The organism is Microbacterium sp. LjRoot45 (genome assembly GCF_964253325.1).
Lineage (GTDB): Bacteria > Actinomycetota > Actinomycetes > Actinomycetales > Microbacteriaceae > Microbacterium.
This window is the reverse complement of sequence record NZ_CAXUQM020000002.1, coordinates 18,142-35,171: the sequence shown is the minus strand read 5'-3', so window position 1 is coordinate 35,171 and position 17,030 is coordinate 18,142. Positions and strand designations below refer to the sequence as shown.

Below are 17,030 nucleotides of genomic sequence, written 5' to 3'. Positions count from 1 at the left end.
CTCCAGCGTCGCGTCGATCTTCTTCCCGAACCGCGTCTCGTCACACAGCTCGTTCACGATCTCCTGCGACCCCGCGACGAACAACTCCATCCCCGGAATCGACACCTTGAAGAACCCGCCATACGTCTCCGCGAGCCTCATCAGCCCCTGCACCGGACGGTCGGTGTCCAGATCCCGCAAATTCCCCACGAACGGCATCGTCGGCGGCTGTGGCACCCGCATCACAACAGACATAACGGCAAGCTCCTCGAGTTCGACGGTCACAACACCCACAGCGTATTTTATGATTGTAAATTATGCAACTCTGAGTCAGACTGACGTTATGGAAATCGTGACCACCGCCGACGTGAACGATCCGCGCATGCAACGCAGCCGCGCAGCGCTCCTCGACGCCGCCACCGATCTACTCGACACCCAGGCGGTGGCAGACATCAGCATCACCAAACTGGTCGAGCATGCAGGAGTAACCAGGCCCACCTTCTACCAACACTTCCCCGACATCCCCGGCATCGCCCGTGCCGCCGCACTCAGACGCCTCGCGGCTGCCAGCCCCATCCCCGCCCCGATCCCCATCGCCGACCTCACCCGGCAGCAGCTCCACGACCTCATCGCAGCCCAGTTCCTCCCCGACCTCGAACACCTCGCCGCCCACCGCGACTTCTACCTCCGCGTCCTCGACGGCGCCAGCGACCTCCACCTCCTGGGCGCGCTCGTCACACTCTCCCTTGAACGCACCACCCTCGAGACCTTCGAACACGTCACACGGGAACAGGGCACGTCCGCACACGACCTCATGACACTCATCGCCGGCGGAGTCACGTGGCTGATCATCACCTGGCTCCGCGACAGCAACCAGCCGCCGACACACCTCGCCGTTCGCATCGCCGCGGCCATCACCAGCGCCATCGGCACCCAGAACTCCTGACACTTCTCAACGCCGTCCCCATGGTACGAACGGCGGATGGGTGAGGTTCAACTCAGGGCTGTTCGGGTTCTTCCTGGAGGGCGCGGACCTCGATGCGGGAACCGAGCGCCGCGGAGGCCTGCTCGGCCCAGGCGAGCGCCTTGTCCTGGTCGGGCGCGTCGATGATCCAGAACCCTCCGACGTACTCGGTCGCCTGCACGAACGGCCCCGGCGTACGCGTGGGTTCCGTCCCGGTCGCATCGACCGTGACCGCCGTCGACGGGGGTTGCAGCCCGCCTGCGGTGATGAATGCGCCGGCTGCGTTCAGGTCGGTGTTGAACGTGTCGACGGCGGCCATCATGGCTGCGAGCTCGGCGGGATCGAACTCCTGCATCGATTCCATCGTCGGCTCCTCGGCGCTGTCGTGCGGGATGGTCAGGAAATACTGCGTCATGGTCCTTCTCCTTGGTTGATTCTTGTGTGCGCAGGTACGACGTCGGAGGGAATCACGGGCGGTGAACCCGCGGCCCCTGCCCGGGGTTCGGACCGGTGGGTTCGCTGCCGGAAGAGCCCTCGGCGATTGCGGCCATTTCTCTGCGCTTCCTCGCGTGCCCGAGTCTCGTCGTCGGCCTGCCGACGGGATTGCTCGGCGTGGGCCGCTCTGCGTTCGGCCCACGCGGTCACGGTGGCCTCGACGTCCCGTGGCATGGTGATCAGCGGCGGCCCCGCGGGGAGTTGGTAGCGGGCACGGATCACCCGTTCGTTGAACTGCTCGACCTCACCGCGCACGGCCGCCTCGTTCGGGAGCTGATCGAGCTGCCCGTCGAGCGCGGCGTCATCCTTGCGGAGCTGGATGGACGGCGGCAGCATCACGAGCCCCTCCCGCTTCGCGAGACTCTTGAGCCACCAGTCGGGGTCGTGATGATCGGACAGGTCGAGCGGTTTGCCGGCACCGGGCAGGTTGTCGAACTCGCCGCGCTCGATCGCCTTGCGTATCTGCATATCGGCGATCAGCGCGATCACCGTGTCCGTATCGAAGGCAAAGGCGGCAGGGTTATAGAAGGCGAGGGGCGCGGCAGACCCGGGTTCTGTCATCCCGCCTCCCCTCAGCTGGTTTCCGGTCACCTGTATTATGTCATGCGTATTGGATACGAGGAGGCGGAGTGCCTAAGCAGGTCGATCATCGGGAGCGACGCGAGTCCATCGCCCACGCGTTGTGGACGATCGTCGAACGACAGGGGTGGGCGCGAGCGACCATGCGCGAAGTCGCCCGCGAAGCGGGAGTGTCGCTGGGGCAGCTGCAGCACTACTTCTCCTCTCGTGCCGAGATGCTGACCTTCGCGATCGAGTTCGCCGCCGATCAGACGGCACAGCGGGTCACACAGGGCGTGGCCGCGCTCGACCAGCCTCCGCATCCACGCAACGTGCTGCGAGTAGTCCTCGTCGCGCTCCTCCGGCTGCGATCCGACGCCCGGACGATCAGTCGTATGAACGCGGCCTACGTTCTCGAAGCGATGCACGACCCCACGCTGCACCAGCAGGCCAGCGTCGGACTCCGCAACGGCCGCTCAATGGTCGAACACCTCATCCAACAGGCGATCAACCACGGGCAGATACCCCCCGACCGCGACCCGACGATCGAAACAGACCTCATCCTCGCGCTAACCGGCTTCGCACCGCTCCTCGAGCTGGGCGTCATCAAACCACACGCAGCTCTCGCAGCCATCGACCAGCACCTTGATCGACTCTTCCGTCCTGTGTCGTGACCAGCGCACGACCTGACGGGTGAACTGGCATCCTCAGCGAAGGAGCCTGAGCGTGGCCTTCATGTTGCGGTCGACGTTGGGGCACCGATCGATCGACATGTTTGGGCGCTCGTGCGGCGTCTGTACCGGAAACGATCGATTCCGGCACGAGCGCCGAGCGCACCGCGGCGACGTCGACACGCCGTGCCGAAACCCTGTGCCGAAACTCTCTTGTGCCGAAACCTCCTATAGACCGTTTTCGGGATAAACGGTAGACTGTAGGGAGACGAAGGGAGCCCATCGTGGCTGAGACGTTCACCGTCGAGGAGCAGTGGCCGGAGCTGTTCGCGCAGCTCGACGAGACGCAGCGCGACAGCGTGCGCCAGGCCCTCGCCGCGGGATGGCACGAAGGGTTCACCCCGACTCGCGAGGACGTTGAGAACGTGACCGACTACACCCGTGGGGCGATCGACCTCGCGGAGTACCGTCGACGCGGCCACGCTGCCGCTCGGCGCGCTGCCGGCGTCGTCGGCGCCGGCCGCTGACGTGGCATCCCAGTTCGATAGCTGGGAGTCGTACTTCTACCCCGACACGATCGACCCGCTGACGGGGATCGGGACGCTCCGCAACCTCTACGACGAGCGCGACGCTCAGGTGCTCTCTCGGATGGAGTACACCGACACGACGGTGCGCGCCGTGCAGCTCGGCAACGGCGAGGCCGACGTGCCGCGCACGTACGACGGGGCGCACCTACGCGCGATCCACGGGCACCTGTTCCAGGACGTCTACGAGTGGGCGGGGGAGTACCGCACCGTCAACATGTCGAAGGGTCCGGGGCGAGGCTTCGGTGACGTCAAGACGGGCGAGGTCGACCGGTATCTGTCGGACGTGCAGCAGCTCGTCACGTCGACGGACTGGGGCACGCTCAGCCGGAACGATTTCATCGCCACCGCCTCGACCGTGTTCGCGTACGTCAACCAGGCCCACCCATTCCGAGAGGGCAACGGCCGCACGTCGAAGGTGTTCATGGCGCACGTGGCCGAGCAGTCGCCGTACCGGTTCGACTTCGCCCGCGTGAGCCCGGAGCAGTGGAACGCGGGATCGGCGCTCAGCCGCCCCGACCTGTACGCCTACGCGCCCGACCCGACGTCGCTCGTGCCGGTGTTCGCCGCGGTGACCGTCGAGCGCAGCGCACCGCAGGCCGGCCCCGATCGGGCCGCTCAGGTACGGTCCGCACTCAGCGCGTCCTACCCGCGTTCCGCAGCCGACGCGACGAGGCACACCCCGCAGCAGGGCACCCAGGCCCGCCGGGGCACCGCTGGCTACCGCTCCGACCGGGGGAGCGGCCGGGAATGACCATGACCGAGCCCGAGCGCGCGCAGACAGCATCCGACGTGAAGCGATCGCGCACGCGCGGGGAGAGCACCCCGATCTATGACCAGCTCGCCGCCGAGCAGGAGCGGCGAGCACGAGAGCAGCAGGAGGCCGAGGGATGACGAACGTCGTCGGCTACGCCCGTGTGTCCAAGCGGGAGCAGAGCCCCGCCGCCCAGGAGGCCGAGCTGCGCGCGGCCGGCGCTTCTCGAGTATTCGTCGACCACGGCGAGTCCAGCCGCATCGCAGACCGCCCCCAGTGGCGCGCGTGCCTCGACTACCTCCGCGAGGGCGACACCCTTCTGGTGCGCCGACTCGACCGGCTGGGAGGCACGGAGCGGATCATCATCGAAACGCTGCACGACCTCGACCGACGAGGCGTGAACATCAAGAGCCTGACGGAACCGATGATCGACACCACGACCCCGATGGGCCGTGCACTGTTCGGGATGGTCGCCGTGTTCGCGCAGCTCCGCGTCGACACGATCCGGGAGAACACGATGCGCGGCCTCGCCCACGCCAAGGCGCAGGGCCGGGTCGGTGGGCGGCCGTCGAAGATGACGCCGGAGAAGATCGCACAGGCGCAGCGGATGCGTGCCGAGAATCGCAGCCTCGACCACATCGCCGCGGTGCTCAGCGTCGGCAAGTCCACGGTCGCGCGAGCCCTGAGCAGGGCGGATCAGGAACTCACTCAGACGCAGCGGTAGCGTCGCTCTGGTCATCGCGGAGCAGGACGCCCGGGGCGACGTCGAGAGCGCCGGCTATCGCGTTCAGCTCGTCGACGGTGAGGCCCGCCGGCCTGGTCAGATGCAGCCGCCGGGTAAGCGTGCGCAGCTTGATCCCGGTCGCGTCCGACAACCACTCGACCGTCAGGCCGCGAGTGTCGAGCACACGCCGGATGCGCTGTGCGACCTCCACCGCGATAGAGCGCGTCATCGTCCATCGCCTCCCGATTCGTCCTCGCGAGTGAGTGTGTCGATCACCGTCACGACGTCGCTCCCCGGCACCGTCACAGATGCCGCGAGCCGGTAGCCAGAGCGCCCGTAATCGTAGAGCTGCTGGTCACGCTCGCTCACGTTCCGCAGGAGCCGGCCGCGCTCATCGTCCGACGTCGGCAGGGTCGTTGTCAGCGTTGCGAAACTCACGCGTCCACTCATCGTTCGATCCCATTCCCTTGTTGTGTGTCCGATGAAAGTAGGAAGTTCGGCGGTACGCCGAGCTGCCGGCTTTCTCGGAACACTTGCCGCCTTGCACGCAGCGGAGAGGCGGTCAAGGGGAGCCCGCAGGGCTCTCCCGAAGGGACGCGAAGCGCCCTTGACGGGCTCGGTAGCGGAGTGCAACCCCGCTACGCGGGGACACACGAAAGCCCCACGCCGCAGAGCGGAACGTGGGGCCGGAACCGTGCGCGCGATCACCCCTCCGTAGAAGGCTCCGACTGCGAGTCATCGGCGGCCGCGGGTGCCGAACTTGACGCCGGCTTGCGCGTCGGGCGACGCCGCGTGCGCGCCTTCTTATCAGGCTCGGAGAACCCGATCTTGCGCAGTTCGTCCGCAGACCATCCGGCGCTCAAAGCGGCCGAGTAGGCGCGCACGTCCGCGCGCTCCGCGGTCGCGATCCGCTCAGCGATCCGCGCCTGTAGATCGGCCAGCTCACGCGCCGTCTCGTCGCGCACATCGGTCAGCGCTTGCCGCGCCTCCGCGACGGTGCGAACCGCTGTCAGGCGGTCATCCTGTAGACGCCGCGCGCGCTCGATTGCTTCCGCCGGTGTCAGTTGCGTAGCCATGCACACATCGTACGAAGCGCAGCGCCGCAAGTCGACGGCCTGTCCGCACATGAAAAGCAGGCCGAGGCGAAGCCTCGACCACTCCCGTCTGTCGACGTGAGGGTCCCCGAATGGTGTCCCGGACGGAGCAAGCTAAACACTTAGCAGGGCTAAGTGGGCTTGACCCCTCGACAGGCGTCAAAGGGTGCGGCACACTGGACGTGTGGTCCCCGCACGGGGCGGGGTCGCTGCGCTGGGCCGAAGGAAGGGGATCGCATGTCAGACGAGACGGCAACGGAGCCCCGCACGGAGCGGCGTCGGCGCGCGAATGCCCCCGGAGGACGGCAGCACAAGCACGAAGTGAAGGTGACGGCCGAGGAGGAGGGCCGGCTGCTGCGCCTTGCGCTCGCTCAGCGCGTGACGATCCCGCGGCTGCTGGTCGAGACGACCCTCGCATCCGAGACGGGGGAGACGGTCACAGAGCGGCGCAACGCGATCGGGAAGCTGTTCGAGCTACACCGGCTGTTGGCCGCCGTGTCGAATAACGTCAACCAGATCGCGAAGGCCACCAACGCGACCGGTCAGCGTCAGGCAGAGACAGACGCCACGCTCGCCGCGGTGCGACGTGTCGCGGAGAGCATCGACGCGGCCGTAGACGAGCTGAGCCTGTCATGATGCCGAACGTCACGCGCGGCGATCGGATGGCTGGCCTGGTGTCGTACCTCGTCGGTGGCGGTCGCCACAACGATCACACGGAGCCGCATCTGGTGGCCGGCGATCACGCGCTGATGGCGTGGTACGACGATGCCGAGTTGAGCGGGGAGAACGCGAAGGCGATCGCGCGGCACCTGGACCGGCCGCGCACGGCTATGGGCGTCGACGTGAAGGGCGGGCACGTGTGGCACGCCTCACTGTCGCTGCGCGCCGAGGAGGGCATCCGCACCGATCAGGAGTGGGCCGCGATCGCGCAAGACTTTGTGTCCGCGATGGGATTCGACGACAACGACGGAACCAAGGCCCCGTGCCGTTGGGTCGCGATCCGCCACGGCCTCTCGCAGGCCGGGAACGACCACGTGCACATCGCCGTGAACCTCGTCCGCGAGGACGGCACGAAAGCGTCGACACATCTGGACTACCAGCGTGCGCAGAACGCCGCACGTGCCCTCGAAGTGAAGTACGGCCTGGAGCAGCTGGAGTCGACGAAGGGTGAGCGCGCGACGCGCGGCTACAGCCCGGCGGAGCAGGCCCGCGTCGAGGAGCGATCGGCGCTGATGGCGCAGCGCAAGCACGAACAGCACGCGGCGCGCTCCGGGGGAGAGCAGCCCGAATGGCACCGTCTCGACCCGAAGGAACGACAGGCACGCATTACGGCTGAGGTGCGACTGAACGCACCCCGCAACGACCTCGCGCGCAGCGTCCGAGCAGCGGCGGGCGCGAGCGAGAACGAAGCCGAGTTCGTGCGTCGGCTACGCCGCTCCGGCGTGCTCGTGCGGGCGCGGTTTGCCGAAGGCACCACGGACGTCATCACCGGCTACTCGGTAGCGAGCCGGCCCGCCAACGGCGAGCGTCCGATTTGGTACGGCGGTGGCCAGATGGGCCGCGACCTTACCCTGCCGAGGCTTCGCGAGGGATGGCCCGACACCGCGGCGGGAGCGACCGACGCAGCCGCCGAGTGGCAGGCAGCGAAGCGCGGCCGCCGGCCCGCCGCACCTGGTCGCGAGATGCGCGAACCAGACCCCGAGCTGTGGCAGCGGCACACCGAGGAAGTCGCGCAGCTCCGCGAGCAACTGCGCGCCGTCCCGCTCGACGACCGCGACACCTGGTCGACCGTCGCACGGCAGACCGCGGGCGCGTTCGCGGCATGGTCAAACGCCGTCGAGGAGACGCCCGGCGACCTGGCCGAGGCATCCGACGCACTCGCGAAGTCGGCGCAGACCTACCGCCGGCCGGTGAAGCCGCAGCGCGCCGGCCGGGTCGCGATGTCGGGTGCGACCATGCTTCTCGCCAGCGTCGCGCGAGGCGGTCAGGGAACGGCCGCGCAGCTCGCACTCCTGCGCCAGCTCATGAACCTCTCCCAGGCCGTCTACGACGCCGCCAAAGCGGCGGGAGAGGCGCGCCAGGCAGCGAACGTCGCCACCGCCGTGCGCGAGCGCGTGATGAACGTCCGCCGCCAACTCGAAGCGGCCCCCGCGGCCGCGCCGACGTCGACGACCACGGCGGCCGCACGGAAGGTCGACCGCTCCGCGATCGTCGACGCATCCGTGCAGGAAGCGCTCGACAAGATGCAGCGCGCGGAGGAGAACCGCAGCAAGACCACCGGCTCGCCGGTCCCCCCACAGGTGGACCCCGAGCGGCCTCGCACCACGACAAAGCCGGGCGCAGATCGCGGCCCGGAGCGATGAGGAAGGAGTCAGATCATGGCCGATGAAAGCGACGGCATCGAGGAGGCATTCGACGGGCAGCTCCGCATCGCCGTCACCGCGGCGGGGCGGATCGGTGAAGCTCTCGCACGCACCCGCGAGGACGCAGCTCGACGAGCGCAGGCGCAGAGCGAGCAGCAAGCCCGCGAGCTGTCGTCACGGTTCGAGGCAGAGAAGCGCGCAGCTCGCGTCGAGCTGGGCAGCGTGTACCGCTCCGACTGGTGGGACCGAGCCACACCGGAGCAGATCGGCGGCGCGCTCACCACGGCGCGTGCGTGGGGATCGGAAGACCCCGAAGCCGTGCGCGCGGAGGGCCGCATCCGCGACGAGCTCCGCACCCGCTACGGCGTCGACGTGAACAACACCGGCGCCGACCCGGCGGCCGTCCAGGCAGCCGTCGAGGCCGAGCAGCTACGCCGGCAGTCGGACACTGAGCGGCAGCGCAGCGCCACCGAGCAGGCCGAGGCGGTCGCGCTCTCCCGTCAGGCGGACGAGGCAGACCGCGCGGTCGAAGCGGCCCGCACGAGCGCCGACGTCGCCCCCGACGAGGGCGAGCGGGAGCAGGCACAGGTGCAGGCCGAGCGCGAGCAGAACCGCGCCGACGCGACCCGCGAGAAGGCGGAGCCGCTGTACGACTCCGCAGAGCGCCGAGAGCGAGACGCCGACAAGCTCGAACAGCGCGGCGTCGGCAAGGAAGCCGTCAGCGCGAAGATGGCGGCCGACGTCAGCCAGGGCAAGCCCGCCACCGCCGCGGTGAAGGCCCAACCGGCGCAGAGCGCGAAGGCGCGCCCGAACCGGTCGCGATCGCCCAAGGTGCAGCGCACCGAGCTGGGGCGATGAGCAAGAAACGCTGGGCGCTGGTCATCGCGGTGATCGTCGTGGCCAGCGGCGGGATCGGGTACGGGCTGCGCAGCGCCTTCCCGCCTTATCCCGCGTTCTCGACCCCCGTCGTGATGGACGAGGCGCTGTGGCGGGCGATGGTCAGTGGCCCCCCGATGGCGGGCCTGTTCGCCATCGTCGCGGCGGCGATCGCGTTCTACCCTGCGTACCGGTCGACGCGGATCGCGCGCGAGAACGCGGCGCGCGAGCAGTGGTGGAAGCGCGCGGAATGGGCGCTTGGCCAAGCCGGTTCGGACAACCAGACCGACCGAGAGGTCGCGAACGACGCTCTGGTGGCCCTCCTGAGCGACGCGACCGAGACGGAGGGCGCGATGATCGTCCGCACGATCGAGAACTTGCAGGGAGCCGGCGGCGTAGACAGCGGGGCCGGATCGGCGGAAACTAGTAGCAGATGGAGGTGGCTACCGTGGGTGAAGTGACGAAGAAGGCGAGCAGCTTGCAGCGTCGGATCGCGGCTGGCAAGGCCGAGCCGATCAGCGATCGCGAGCGGGCGCAGCTCCAAGAACTTCGGCAGGTGTATGTGCGTCGATTCGGTAAAGAACCGGACGCGCGACCTGTCGCCAAGACCGCCTGACACCCCCGTCAGAGCGCACGAGAGAGGGACCGACCCACTGGGCCGGTCCCTCTCTCGTTGTCGCGCTCAGGAGCCCGTAGGAGGCTCCTCGCGCAGGTCAGGGTACAAACCCTCCGGCGGGGCCGTGTACGGCAGCTCTGCGCCCTTCTCGGTGACGTTCTCGCGGTTCTTCCCTTCGCCGGCAGCGGCAAACGGCCCGGACGGGTCGAGCAGCACGCTCATGTGGTGCTCGGCGTGGTCGCGATACCAGACGCTCATACCTGTTGTCGGGTCCAGGCGAAGGTGTTCCCAGGCCCGCCACAGTGCATCGAGACGGATCGTCGCCTCCGGGTAGTTCCACCAGTCGGCCGCCCACACCGTGCGCTGGCCGTCGACCCGGCGACGGTAGTTCTTCACCAGGTACTCGCGCACGAACTCGTCGACCGAGCCGTAGTACAGCGTCGGCTCCTCGTCGGCCGGCTCCTCGTCGAGCGCATCCATCGCCGCCGTGACAGCGCGACGCGCGGCCGTGGCCGCCTGCGCTTGCAGCTCCTCGACCACCGAGGGGTCCAGCGCCTCGTCGACTTCGGCCTGCACAGCATCTTTCACGGCGCCCGTGATGGCCTTCTGCACCACGGCGCGAATCGCCGGAGCGGCGAGAGCGTTCGCGACGTCGGCAATGTCGACGCCGAACAGCCGGCCGGGCTCCCGTTCGGGCAGCTCCGCGCCGGGCTCGTCGCGCTCGTCCAGATCGAACGGCTGCGCCTCGATGCCGGGCTCCTCGTCGCCCCAGTCGTCGCTCATCAGGCCGCGCCCTTCTCGCTGTTCGCGATCGCAACCTCACGCACCGACTCCTGCGCCTCGATGATCGTCCGAGACGCCTGCGGGTCGTGAGCTGCGATCGACGCCTTGACCTTCTCCGCGTGCGGGCCGGTCATCCACGGCTGAGTGCGGATCAGCGTCGGCCGGTTCCCGGAGGAGAGCACCACGGCGCGACCCTTCGGCATCGCGGCGAGGTCGGCCACGTCCAGGATGCGCTCACGGTGAAGCTGCTGATTCACGCTGCGGCCACCCCGGCCGGAGGACACCGACGACGCCTGACGGTCGTAGTCACCGATCAGCTTCGACAGGCTTTCCAGGAACGCATCTTCGGAGACACCGCCGCCGTAGACCTTGACGTTCGAGGCGCTCCACAGCTTGCGCATCCCCGACTCACCCCACACGTCGACGCCCTGCGACCACGACTGCAGGATGGTCATCAGCACGATTCCGCGCGAACCGTAGTGGCTGTACAGGTTCGGCAGCTCACGCCACCGGCACACGTTCGCGGCCTCGTCCAGCACCCCGAGCAGGGGCACCGACAGGCGGCCACCGGCAGAGCCGGCGGCCAGCTCCTCCGCGGCTTCCACCACGGCGACCGTGAGCGCCGTGACGAGCGGACCGGCGGTCCCGCGACCCTCCTTGGAGAGCGAGTACAGGGTGCCACCGTCGCGCACGAACGCGGCCGGGTCGAACTGCGGGCGCAGATCGGGGTTGCCCTGCGGGTTCACCCATGCGGCCACCTGGCGGTTGGTGAGGCACGACGCCATCTGCTGCGCCGTGCCGTAGATGCCGCCGCGCTGCTTCTCCGGGGCGGTGATGACACCGCGTACCTGGTCGGCCGTGAGGTCGTAGCCGTGACGCCGGAGAATGTCGACCGGCTCCTCCTCCGTCGGGCGGGTGAGCCAGGTGTAGACGTCGGTGATCGGCCGCACGTCGAGCGCGGCCGCGAGCAGGAGCCCCGCGAGGAGATCCTGCCCCGCGGGGTCGAAGTAGGCATCGGTCTTGGCTCCCGGATCGCGTGAGCCGGAGGCGAAGTGGTCGGCCAGCTTGGCCGCGCGAACCTCGTCGGTGACGTAGCCGAGCGGGTTCCACCACCACGTAGGGTTCTCGAGCGCGATCCCCTGCGGATCGAATACCCACACCGGGCCGGCCTCCGCGCGCACGTCGCGGGTCGCGTCGACGACGTCGCGCTTGTTCGAGGTCACGAGAACGCCCCCAGGAGCGTCCAGGATCGCCGGGACGGCCCGAGAGGTCGTCTTACCCGTGCGAGGCCCCCAGATGTCGATGTGCATGTCCTCCCACGTGCCGTAGAGCGGCATCTGACCGAGGGTCTTGCCGATCGGCACGCCGAGAGAGCCGGTGACGCCGAGCCGGGTCGCCTGCGCCTGCGCGTTGCGCTTGCTCAGGCCCTCGACGTCCTTCCCCCGGCCCATGTAGCTGCTGGCCCGGTCGACGCGGGTACGGCCCTTCCGGTAGCGCACGACGCCGACGATCGCGAGCACCACGAGGGCAAGGACGATCGCCAGGAGCACCGCGACGATCCAGGTCGCGGATGCGGGCCACGGCACCCGACCGAGGATCACGCCGAGCGTGAACGCGAACGGGTCGCTCGGCAGCTCGACGCCGGTTCCGTCGAGCTGGTGCCCGAGGCGCACCGCCACGTTCAGAACGACGATCGCGGCCACGACGCCACCGATGCCAACCAGGAGCATCAGCGTCTCCGCGCCGAAGCCGCCGGGGTCGCGGCGGCGGTTGTTCGGAGTGCTCATGACACCCTCTCCTCGTGCTCCTCAACCAGCTCCTCGACCGCACGCAGCGCGCGGCGACCGGTGCGGGACTGTTCGTACCACCGCTGATTGGTGTCGCGAATCGAGCGCTCAGCCTCCGTCAGGCGAACCTCGACCGGGATACCCGGCCGAGTGCCGACCTTGACAAGGAACTTCCCACGGCCCGGAGGGTCGACCTCGCGACCCGACGCGGCATCCCACGCGGGCGGGTCCTGCCAGCCCGTCAGTAGCTCTTGCTCGGCCTCCGAGAACGGGATGACCGTCGTCAGCTCCGGCATTTCGGTATACGGCAGACCGGCGCACATGACCATGCCGGCGCGCTCCACGAAGCCCTTCGCCTTCAAGCGGTCCTCCTCCGGAAGGGCGCTCAGGTCGGCCATCGTGTGCGAAATCATCGCCGTGCCGACGCCCACCTGACGGTTCAGGCGGGTGAGGAAGTCGACGCGATCGACGATGCCGTTCCCGGCGCGCAGCGCGCGCCACAGCTCGTCCATGATGACGAAGTAGTGCCGGCGCGGTTCCAGCTCGGCATCCGCGAGAACGTTCGCGATGTTCACCGTCGCGAAGCCGTTCGACCAGCAGGCGAGCAGGGTCGCCGCGCGCAGATCGCCCTCAGCCTCACCGATGGCCGAAATGTCGTAGACCACCGGGCGGTCGAGCCGCATCGGGTTCGTGGTGTGCTTGGAGAACATTTCGCCCAAGCGCCCACCGCGGGAGAGGCTGATGAGCGACGCTTCCAGCCCGCGCGTGATCCGCTGATACTCCGCGAAGTCGCCGCGGTCGACGGCGACCTGGCGCAGCTCCTCCGGCCCCTCCTGCACCACGCGCAGCAGATCGCCCAGAACGGGGATGCCCTCGAAGTGTCGGTCGAGGTAGCGCAGCGCCTGGTCGACGATCGATTCCTCGACGTCGCTCGGCGCGGACTTGCGGAGGATCGTCAGCAGGGACGACACCATAGCCAGGCGGCGGCCGTGAGCGTCCTCCAAGACCTCGCCGGCCTCCTTCTCGAATCCGGCGTCGACGAGGCGCTGAGCGGCCTCCTTCGCCTCGCCGGGGTCGAGGACGTTCAGATACCCGCGGCCGCGGCCGAGGGTGATGACCTGACCGCCGAGCGCGCGAATGACCTCCACGTAGTCGGGGCGCAGATCGCCCAACACGAGAGGCTGCACGCCGTAGCCGGCGAGCCCGATCGCCATGCGGGCGACGGCCGTCGACTTCCCGAGTCCCGGCTTGCCGAGCACGAACAGCGACGGATTGCTGATGAGCTTCGCGCGCTGAAACCAGGAAATCGGGTCGCAGCACAGCGTCGCCCCGGTGTGAATATGGCGGCCCAGCGGGACGCCCACCATCGGAGTGCCGGCACCGATCGAATACGGCCACAGGCCGCACACCTGAACGGTCGTGCCGCGCCACTCAGCGGGCGGCTGGATGAAGTTCGACATGCCGCCGCCGGGGCCGCTCCACCCGCGAGAGGTGAGCGCCCCGGCCGACGTCGACGAGCCCGCATCCGTGTTCTTCCGGCCGGTGCGCACGAACAGCAGCGCACCGACGATCACGAGCACGACGAGCCCGCCGAGGACGGCGAGGGCAATCTGATCCGGGGTCATCACACACGCTCCCTCAGCGCCGCAGGGACGGCAACGTGCTTGGTGAGCACGAGGCCCAGTGGCAGCGCGGCGGCGAAAGCGCTGTCCTGTGATCCGTAGACGGGACGCAGGCGCAGACGCGCCGTCGCGCCGAGGTTGTCGACCGCGGCGCGGGCGTCGGCCTCCTTGGCCGGGTCGAGCACCGTTGCGGTGACGAGGATGCCGAAGTTCACGAGGCCCGCGCCCGATGCCTCCTCCGATTCCGTCGCCTGAGCCGACCGCAGCGCGAGCGAGTCACGCGCCGCCGGCTTCCGCGTCGACGTGGCCTTGAACTCCGCAGCTCGCACGTCCGACTGCACGAGCGTTGCCGCCCGCGCCGGGTCAATCGGCTTGTAGAGCAGCGTCACGCGCTTGCGGGCGATGTCGCGGTGCGGGGCCAGCAGGCGGGCGAGCACGCCCGACTGCACGAGCCCGCGGGGAGCCTGAGTCATCGCCCACGTCACCGACTTGGCCGAGTCGTGCCGGTAGCCGTCCCATCCGGCCTGCGCGGCCGTCGGGCCGACGTCGCTCCACCGCAGATCGGGCACTTCCCCGTCCGCGTGCGCGTCGTCGATGAGGGTTGCGGCGGCCGGGTCGTAGGCGACCCGGATCGTCTCGCACAGCTCTTGCGCCGACAGGGGGTGCGCAGCGCCGGCACCCGTCGCCTGCAAGCTCGCCGTCAGACCAGGAAGGCGAGCTGCGAGCTCGCGCGCCATTTCGTCAGGCTTGCGCGGCTTGGCACCCTTCCGGGGCGCGGCCGCGAACGTCAGCGTGACGTACGCCTTCACCGTCGACGAGCCGGCGGGGTAGCTCAGCACGACCTCGCCCAGCATCGCCTTGGCGAAGTCCGGGCCGTCGGGGTCGGTGTTCGTCTCGACCTCGCGGCGCAGCCGGCGACCCGAGTCGGGAGCCGTCTCGATCGTGACCGCGGCCGCTTCCATGTTCGGCTCATCACCGAGGTTGCGCAGCCAGTGGCCCCAGTCGGCCACCCACAGGTCGACTTGCTCCTGGTCGACGAGCGCCGCGCCGTCAGGCTCGGTGCCGATGACGATCGAGTACGTCTTAGCGTGCGGCGAGTAGATCATCGCGAACGGCCGCGCGTAGGAGTCCTCGTGCTCGGAGAGCTGAGTCTGCGCCCCGAGGCCCGGAAGCTGGTTCGTTCCCCAGTCGGAACGCCCCAACGGGCCGGAGCGGTAGACGTTCGCCCGTCGACGCTTGGTCGACGCCCACGCGACCCGGTTCGCGGTGCGCGAGAGCACGCTGCGCCCGTCGCCGTCGCGAATGGTCAGCAGCAGGATCAGACCGCCGAACACCGCGGCGGTCACGAACGCCTCGATGATGCCGGTCGTCATCAGCACGACGATCACGATCAGCAGCGCCACGAACATCAGGCCCGTCCCGACCGTGCCGAGCCCGAGGAGGCCGGGCGAGGTCGGCTGACGCCAGTTCCCGTAGGTGCGCACGCCCCTACGGCTTGTCTCTACGGTCGCCATCAGCTCCCGCTCCCTTCACCTGTCGCTTGGTCACCAATGTTGCGAGCGGCACCCGTGGCCGCCTGTCCTGCCTGCTTGGCAGCGCCGATGGCCGCCCCCGCGGCCGCGCCCCACGGACCTGCCGCAGCTCCACCGGCAGCACCCGCCGCAGCTCCACCACCGGCTGCGGCTCCACCGGCCGCCGCGCCGCCCGCGGCCGCGCCTCCACCGGCAGATGCCGCCGCTGCGCCCGTGCCGCCACCGGCCGCAGCGGGGGATGCCGCCGCTGCGCCCGTGCCGCCACCCGCGGCGCTAGAGGCCTGCGCGGCTTGCGGGGCAGACTGACCGCCGCCGTTCGCTCCCGACGGGCCAGTGGAGCCCGTAGAGCCCGGCGAGCCGGTCGAGCCCGAACCGCCGGATGAGCCGCCGCCGGAACCGGTCGCCAGGCGACCCATCGAGGCCGCGCCTGTAGGGAGGGCGGCGAGAGCGGCCACGCCGAGAGCGCCGCCGGCACCGGCCGACATGGCCCCCACGAGCGGGGTCACGAACCGCATTAGGGCGGGCATCGCGAACAGCGCGAGCACCATCAGGATCAGGCCCGTGAGAACGGCGATGAAGCCGGTCCCGTCGTCCTGGAACACGTTCGTTCCCGCGAGCTGGAACGCCGCGGCGTAGACGATCGCGGCGGCGGGCTTGTAGAGGATGAACGCCACGAGCCACCCGACGTTCTTCTTGAACCAGCCCTTACCCATTTCGGTGTTGGTGGCCGCCGCGGACAGCGGGAGGATGCCCGTCAGGATGACGAGCATGCCGCCGCGCGCGATCATCAGCACGATTTGGAAGGCCGTCGCGAGGATCGCGATCAGCCCCAGGATGATGATGAGCAGAGCGCCGAGGCCACCCGTCGCCGGATTCGTCGTCAGCGCGAGCAGGGTCGCGATGTTGTTGCCGAAGCACGCCGTATCCGTGCCGACGTCGCAGTTCAGCGCCCCGTTGAGAATCCACACGGAGAACGAGTCGAACGCGGACACGAGCAGCCCGACAATAGTCACGCCGGCACCCGCCACGACGATCAGAGTCAACAGACTCTTGACCGTCTCCTTGCCGGGCTCGGCGCGCTGTTCCCACGCCATCCGAACGCCGCCGATGATGACGGACACGACGGCGGCCGCGCCCATGTACCACCACAGCGACGACTGCAGAAACAGCACGGCACCGCCCGCGCCCTGCGGCCCGTTCGGGAGCAGACCAGACACCAGCGCCGTCGCGCCGCTGATGAGGAAGATCGCACCGAGCACGATCCCCAGTCGGCCCGCGGCCTGGAAGCCCTCACCGTTGCGCATCCGCGTAGCGATGAGAGCACCGAGGAGGATGATCGAGATAGCCGCGAGCACGATCGCAATCCAGGTCACCCAGCCGAGCACCTGAATGATGCCGTCAGAGTTCGGAGCGGTCGCACCCGCCGCGATCGACGAGCCACCGCCCGTCCCGGTCAGGTTCGGCGTGCCGACGTTCACCCAGAGCGTGCCGAGCGAGGCGACAGCCTTCCCGAACGCTTCCATGACGGCATCCGCCATGTTCTGGATGGCATCGCCGACGACACTGTTTGCCCACTCACCGGCCTTGCAGCCGAAGTCGAGCGGCGCACATTCACTCGCGGCCATGTT

At 69.1% G+C, this 17,030-nt stretch carries 22 protein-coding genes; 11 read left to right on the top strand and 11 right to left on the bottom strand.

What is annotated here, in order from left to right:
* On the bottom strand, positions 1 to 264 hold a 264-nt coding region (locus ACSQ18_RS15745), incomplete at its 3' end, for a hypothetical protein (protein WP_436038508.1).
* A 58-nt stretch (positions 265 to 322) separates the two neighbouring features.
* On the opposite strand from ACSQ18_RS15745, the gene ACSQ18_RS15740 reads away from it, so the two are divergent.
* Positions 323 to 925, top strand: a complete 603-nt coding sequence (locus tag ACSQ18_RS15740) for a TetR/AcrR family transcriptional regulator (RefSeq protein WP_436038507.1) — start codon at positions 323 to 325, stop codon at positions 923 to 925.
* A 52-nt stretch (positions 926 to 977) separates the two neighbouring features.
* Here the strand turns inward: ACSQ18_RS15740 and ACSQ18_RS15735 are convergent, their stop codons facing one another.
* Positions 978 to 1,358: a YciI family protein gene (locus tag ACSQ18_RS15735; protein ID WP_436038506.1), complete on the bottom strand. Its 381-nt coding sequence runs from the start codon at positions 1,356 to 1,358 to the stop codon at positions 978 to 980.
* Positions 1,355 to 1,999, bottom strand: coding sequence for a DUF1992 domain-containing protein (locus tag ACSQ18_RS15730; RefSeq protein ID WP_436038505.1), 645 nt, complete (start codon positions 1,997 to 1,999; stop codon positions 1,355 to 1,357). The genes ACSQ18_RS15735 and ACSQ18_RS15730 overlap by 4 nt, the downstream gene beginning before the upstream one ends.
* A 68-nt stretch (positions 2,000 to 2,067) precedes the next feature.
* On the opposite strand from ACSQ18_RS15730, the gene ACSQ18_RS15725 reads away from it, so the two are divergent.
* The 5 genes from ACSQ18_RS15725 to ACSQ18_RS15705 all read left to right on the top strand — a co-directional run bounded on the left by ACSQ18_RS15725 (position 2,068) and on the right by ACSQ18_RS15705 (position 4,729).
* Positions 2,068 to 2,670, top strand: a complete 603-nt coding sequence (locus tag ACSQ18_RS15725) for a TetR/AcrR family transcriptional regulator (RefSeq protein ID WP_436038504.1) — start codon at positions 2,068 to 2,070, stop codon at positions 2,668 to 2,670.
* Positions 2,671 to 2,951: 281 nt separating this feature from the next.
* Positions 2,952 to 3,194, top strand: coding sequence for an antitoxin VbhA family protein (locus tag ACSQ18_RS15720; protein ID WP_099195343.1), 243 nt, complete (start codon positions 2,952 to 2,954; stop codon positions 3,192 to 3,194).
* A gap of 1 nt (position 3,195) precedes the next feature.
* The gene (locus ACSQ18_RS15715) at positions 3,196 to 4,005 is read left to right on the top strand and encodes a Fic/DOC family protein (protein ID WP_436038503.1); all 810 of its coding nucleotides are present in this window, start codon (positions 3,196 to 3,198) and stop codon (positions 4,003 to 4,005) included.
* Positions 4,002 to 4,145, top strand: a complete 144-nt coding sequence (locus tag ACSQ18_RS15710; protein WP_436038502.1) for a hypothetical protein — start codon at positions 4,002 to 4,004, stop codon at positions 4,143 to 4,145. Before ACSQ18_RS15715 ends, ACSQ18_RS15710 begins: the two co-directional genes overlap by 4 nt.
* Positions 4,142 to 4,729, top strand: a complete 588-nt coding sequence (locus ACSQ18_RS15705; RefSeq protein ID WP_436038501.1) for a recombinase family protein — start codon at positions 4,142 to 4,144, stop codon at positions 4,727 to 4,729. The genes ACSQ18_RS15710 and ACSQ18_RS15705 overlap by 4 nt, the downstream gene beginning before the upstream one ends.
* On the opposite strand, the gene ACSQ18_RS15700 is transcribed toward ACSQ18_RS15705, so the two are convergent.
* From ACSQ18_RS15700 to ACSQ18_RS15690, 3 genes are all read right to left on the bottom strand, one after another.
* On the bottom strand, positions 4,710 to 4,958 hold the full coding sequence (locus ACSQ18_RS15700) for a helix-turn-helix domain-containing protein (RefSeq protein ID WP_436038500.1): 249 nt from the start codon (positions 4,956 to 4,958) through the stop codon (positions 4,710 to 4,712). The two genes, ACSQ18_RS15705 and ACSQ18_RS15700, sit on opposite strands and share 20 nt — an antisense overlap.
* Positions 4,955 to 5,167 (bottom strand): hypothetical protein, encoded by a 213-nt coding sequence (locus tag ACSQ18_RS15695; RefSeq protein ID WP_436038499.1) that lies wholly within the window; start codon positions 5,165 to 5,167, stop codon positions 4,955 to 4,957. The genes ACSQ18_RS15700 and ACSQ18_RS15695 overlap by 4 nt, the downstream gene beginning before the upstream one ends.
* 266 nt (positions 5,168 to 5,433) lie before the next feature.
* Positions 5,434 to 5,805 carry a hypothetical protein gene (locus tag ACSQ18_RS15690; protein ID WP_436038498.1) on the bottom strand — a complete coding sequence of 124 codons (372 nt, stop codon included), beginning with the start codon at positions 5,803 to 5,805 and terminating at the stop codon, positions 5,434 to 5,436.
* Positions 5,806 to 6,060: 255 nt separating this feature from the next.
* Here ACSQ18_RS15690 and mobC point away from each other — a divergent pair, with 255 nt between their 5' ends.
* From mobC to ACSQ18_RS15665, 5 genes are read left to right on the top strand one after another with little or no spacing between them, the layout of a single operon-like run.
* Positions 6,061 to 6,459, top strand: coding sequence for a plasmid mobilization relaxosome protein MobC (gene mobC, locus ACSQ18_RS15685; RefSeq protein ID WP_436038497.1), 399 nt, complete (start codon positions 6,061 to 6,063; stop codon positions 6,457 to 6,459).
* Positions 6,456 to 8,186, top strand: a complete 1,731-nt coding sequence (locus ACSQ18_RS15680; protein ID WP_436038496.1) for a relaxase/mobilization nuclease domain-containing protein — start codon at positions 6,456 to 6,458, stop codon at positions 8,184 to 8,186. Before mobC ends, ACSQ18_RS15680 begins: the two co-directional genes overlap by 4 nt.
* Before the next feature lie 15 nt (positions 8,187 to 8,201).
* Positions 8,202 to 9,044 (top strand): hypothetical protein, encoded by an 843-nt coding sequence (locus ACSQ18_RS15675; RefSeq protein ID WP_436038495.1) that lies wholly within the window; start codon positions 8,202 to 8,204, stop codon positions 9,042 to 9,044.
* Positions 9,041 to 9,523, top strand: a complete 483-nt coding sequence (locus tag ACSQ18_RS15670) for a hypothetical protein (RefSeq protein WP_436038494.1) — start codon at positions 9,041 to 9,043, stop codon at positions 9,521 to 9,523. The genes ACSQ18_RS15675 and ACSQ18_RS15670 overlap by 4 nt, the downstream gene beginning before the upstream one ends.
* Positions 9,520 to 9,678 (top strand): hypothetical protein, encoded by a 159-nt coding sequence (locus ACSQ18_RS15665; RefSeq protein WP_436038493.1) that lies wholly within the window; start codon positions 9,520 to 9,522, stop codon positions 9,676 to 9,678. The genes ACSQ18_RS15670 and ACSQ18_RS15665 overlap by 4 nt, the downstream gene beginning before the upstream one ends.
* A gap of 66 nt (positions 9,679 to 9,744) precedes the next feature.
* Here ACSQ18_RS15665 and ACSQ18_RS15660 read toward each other — a convergent pair whose 3' ends face one another.
* Genes ACSQ18_RS15660 through ACSQ18_RS15640 form a run of 5 tightly spaced genes read right to left on the bottom strand, consistent with a single transcriptional unit; the run spans position 9,745 to position 17,027 of the window.
* The gene (locus tag ACSQ18_RS15660; RefSeq protein ID WP_436038492.1) at positions 9,745 to 10,461 is read right to left on the bottom strand and encodes a DUF4913 domain-containing protein; all 717 of its coding nucleotides are present in this window, start codon (positions 10,459 to 10,461) and stop codon (positions 9,745 to 9,747) included.
* The gene (locus ACSQ18_RS15655) at positions 10,461 to 12,248 is read right to left on the bottom strand and encodes a TraM recognition domain-containing protein (RefSeq protein WP_436038491.1); all 1,788 of its coding nucleotides are present in this window, start codon (positions 12,246 to 12,248) and stop codon (positions 10,461 to 10,463) included. Before ACSQ18_RS15655 ends, ACSQ18_RS15660 begins: the two co-directional genes overlap by 1 nt.
* Complete coding sequence (locus tag ACSQ18_RS15650) at positions 12,245 to 13,873, bottom strand: ATP/GTP-binding protein (RefSeq protein WP_436038490.1); 1,629 nt, start codon at positions 13,871 to 13,873, stop codon at positions 12,245 to 12,247. The genes ACSQ18_RS15655 and ACSQ18_RS15650 overlap by 4 nt, the downstream gene beginning before the upstream one ends.
* The gene (locus ACSQ18_RS15645) at positions 13,873 to 15,384 is read right to left on the bottom strand and encodes an SCO6880 family protein (protein ID WP_436038489.1); all 1,512 of its coding nucleotides are present in this window, start codon (positions 15,382 to 15,384) and stop codon (positions 13,873 to 13,875) included. The genes ACSQ18_RS15650 and ACSQ18_RS15645 overlap by 1 nt, the downstream gene beginning before the upstream one ends.
* Positions 15,384 to 17,027: a hypothetical protein gene (locus ACSQ18_RS15640; RefSeq protein WP_436038488.1), complete on the bottom strand. Its 1,644-nt coding sequence runs from the start codon at positions 17,025 to 17,027 to the stop codon at positions 15,384 to 15,386. Before ACSQ18_RS15640 ends, ACSQ18_RS15645 begins: the two co-directional genes overlap by 1 nt.
* Positions 17,028 to 17,030: the final 3 nt, after the last annotated feature.

Excerpts from the sequence above, each read along its gene's own strand:
- ACSQ18_RS15710 (WP_436038502.1), top strand. The coding sequence starts at position 4,002 with ATGACCATGACCGAGCCCGAGCGCGCGCAGACAGCATCCGACGTGAAG.
- ACSQ18_RS15705 (WP_436038501.1), top strand. The coding sequence starts at position 4,142 with ATGACGAACGTCGTCGGCTACGCCCGTGTGTCCAAGCGGGAGCAGAGC.
- ACSQ18_RS15700 (WP_436038500.1), bottom strand. The coding sequence starts at position 4,958 with ATGACGCGCTCTATCGCGGTGGAGGTCGCACAGCGCATCCGGCGTGTG.
- ACSQ18_RS15730 (WP_436038505.1), bottom strand. The coding sequence starts at position 1,999 with ATGACAGAACCCGGGTCTGCCGCGCCCCTCGCCTTCTATAACCCTGCC.
- ACSQ18_RS15740 (WP_436038507.1), top strand. The coding sequence starts at position 323 with ATGGAAATCGTGACCACCGCCGACGTGAACGATCCGCGCATGCAACGC.
- mobC (WP_436038497.1), top strand. The coding sequence starts at position 6,061 with ATGTCAGACGAGACGGCAACGGAGCCCCGCACGGAGCGGCGTCGGCGC.
- ACSQ18_RS15680 (WP_436038496.1), top strand. The coding sequence starts at position 6,456 with ATGATGCCGAACGTCACGCGCGGCGATCGGATGGCTGGCCTGGTGTCG.
- ACSQ18_RS15670 (WP_436038494.1), top strand. The coding sequence starts at position 9,041 with ATGAGCAAGAAACGCTGGGCGCTGGTCATCGCGGTGATCGTCGTGGCC.
- ACSQ18_RS15735 (WP_436038506.1), bottom strand. The coding sequence starts at position 1,358 with ATGACGCAGTATTTCCTGACCATCCCGCACGACAGCGCCGAGGAGCCG.
- ACSQ18_RS15675 (WP_436038495.1), top strand. The coding sequence starts at position 8,202 with ATGGCCGATGAAAGCGACGGCATCGAGGAGGCATTCGACGGGCAGCTC.
- ACSQ18_RS15645 (WP_436038489.1), bottom strand. The coding sequence starts at position 15,384 with ATGGCGACCGTAGAGACAAGCCGTAGGGGCGTGCGCACCTACGGGAAC.
- ACSQ18_RS15640 (WP_436038488.1), bottom strand. The coding sequence starts at position 17,027 with ATGGCCGCGAGTGAATGTGCGCCGCTCGACTTCGGCTGCAAGGCCGGT.
- ACSQ18_RS15655 (WP_436038491.1), bottom strand. The coding sequence starts at position 12,248 with ATGAGCACTCCGAACAACCGCCGCCGCGACCCCGGCGGCTTCGGCGCG.
- ACSQ18_RS15650 (WP_436038490.1), bottom strand. The coding sequence starts at position 13,873 with ATGACCCCGGATCAGATTGCCCTCGCCGTCCTCGGCGGGCTCGTCGTG.
- ACSQ18_RS15690 (WP_436038498.1), bottom strand. The coding sequence starts at position 5,805 with ATGGCTACGCAACTGACACCGGCGGAAGCAATCGAGCGCGCGCGGCGT.
- ACSQ18_RS15660 (WP_436038492.1), bottom strand. The coding sequence starts at position 10,461 with ATGAGCGACGACTGGGGCGACGAGGAGCCCGGCATCGAGGCGCAGCCG.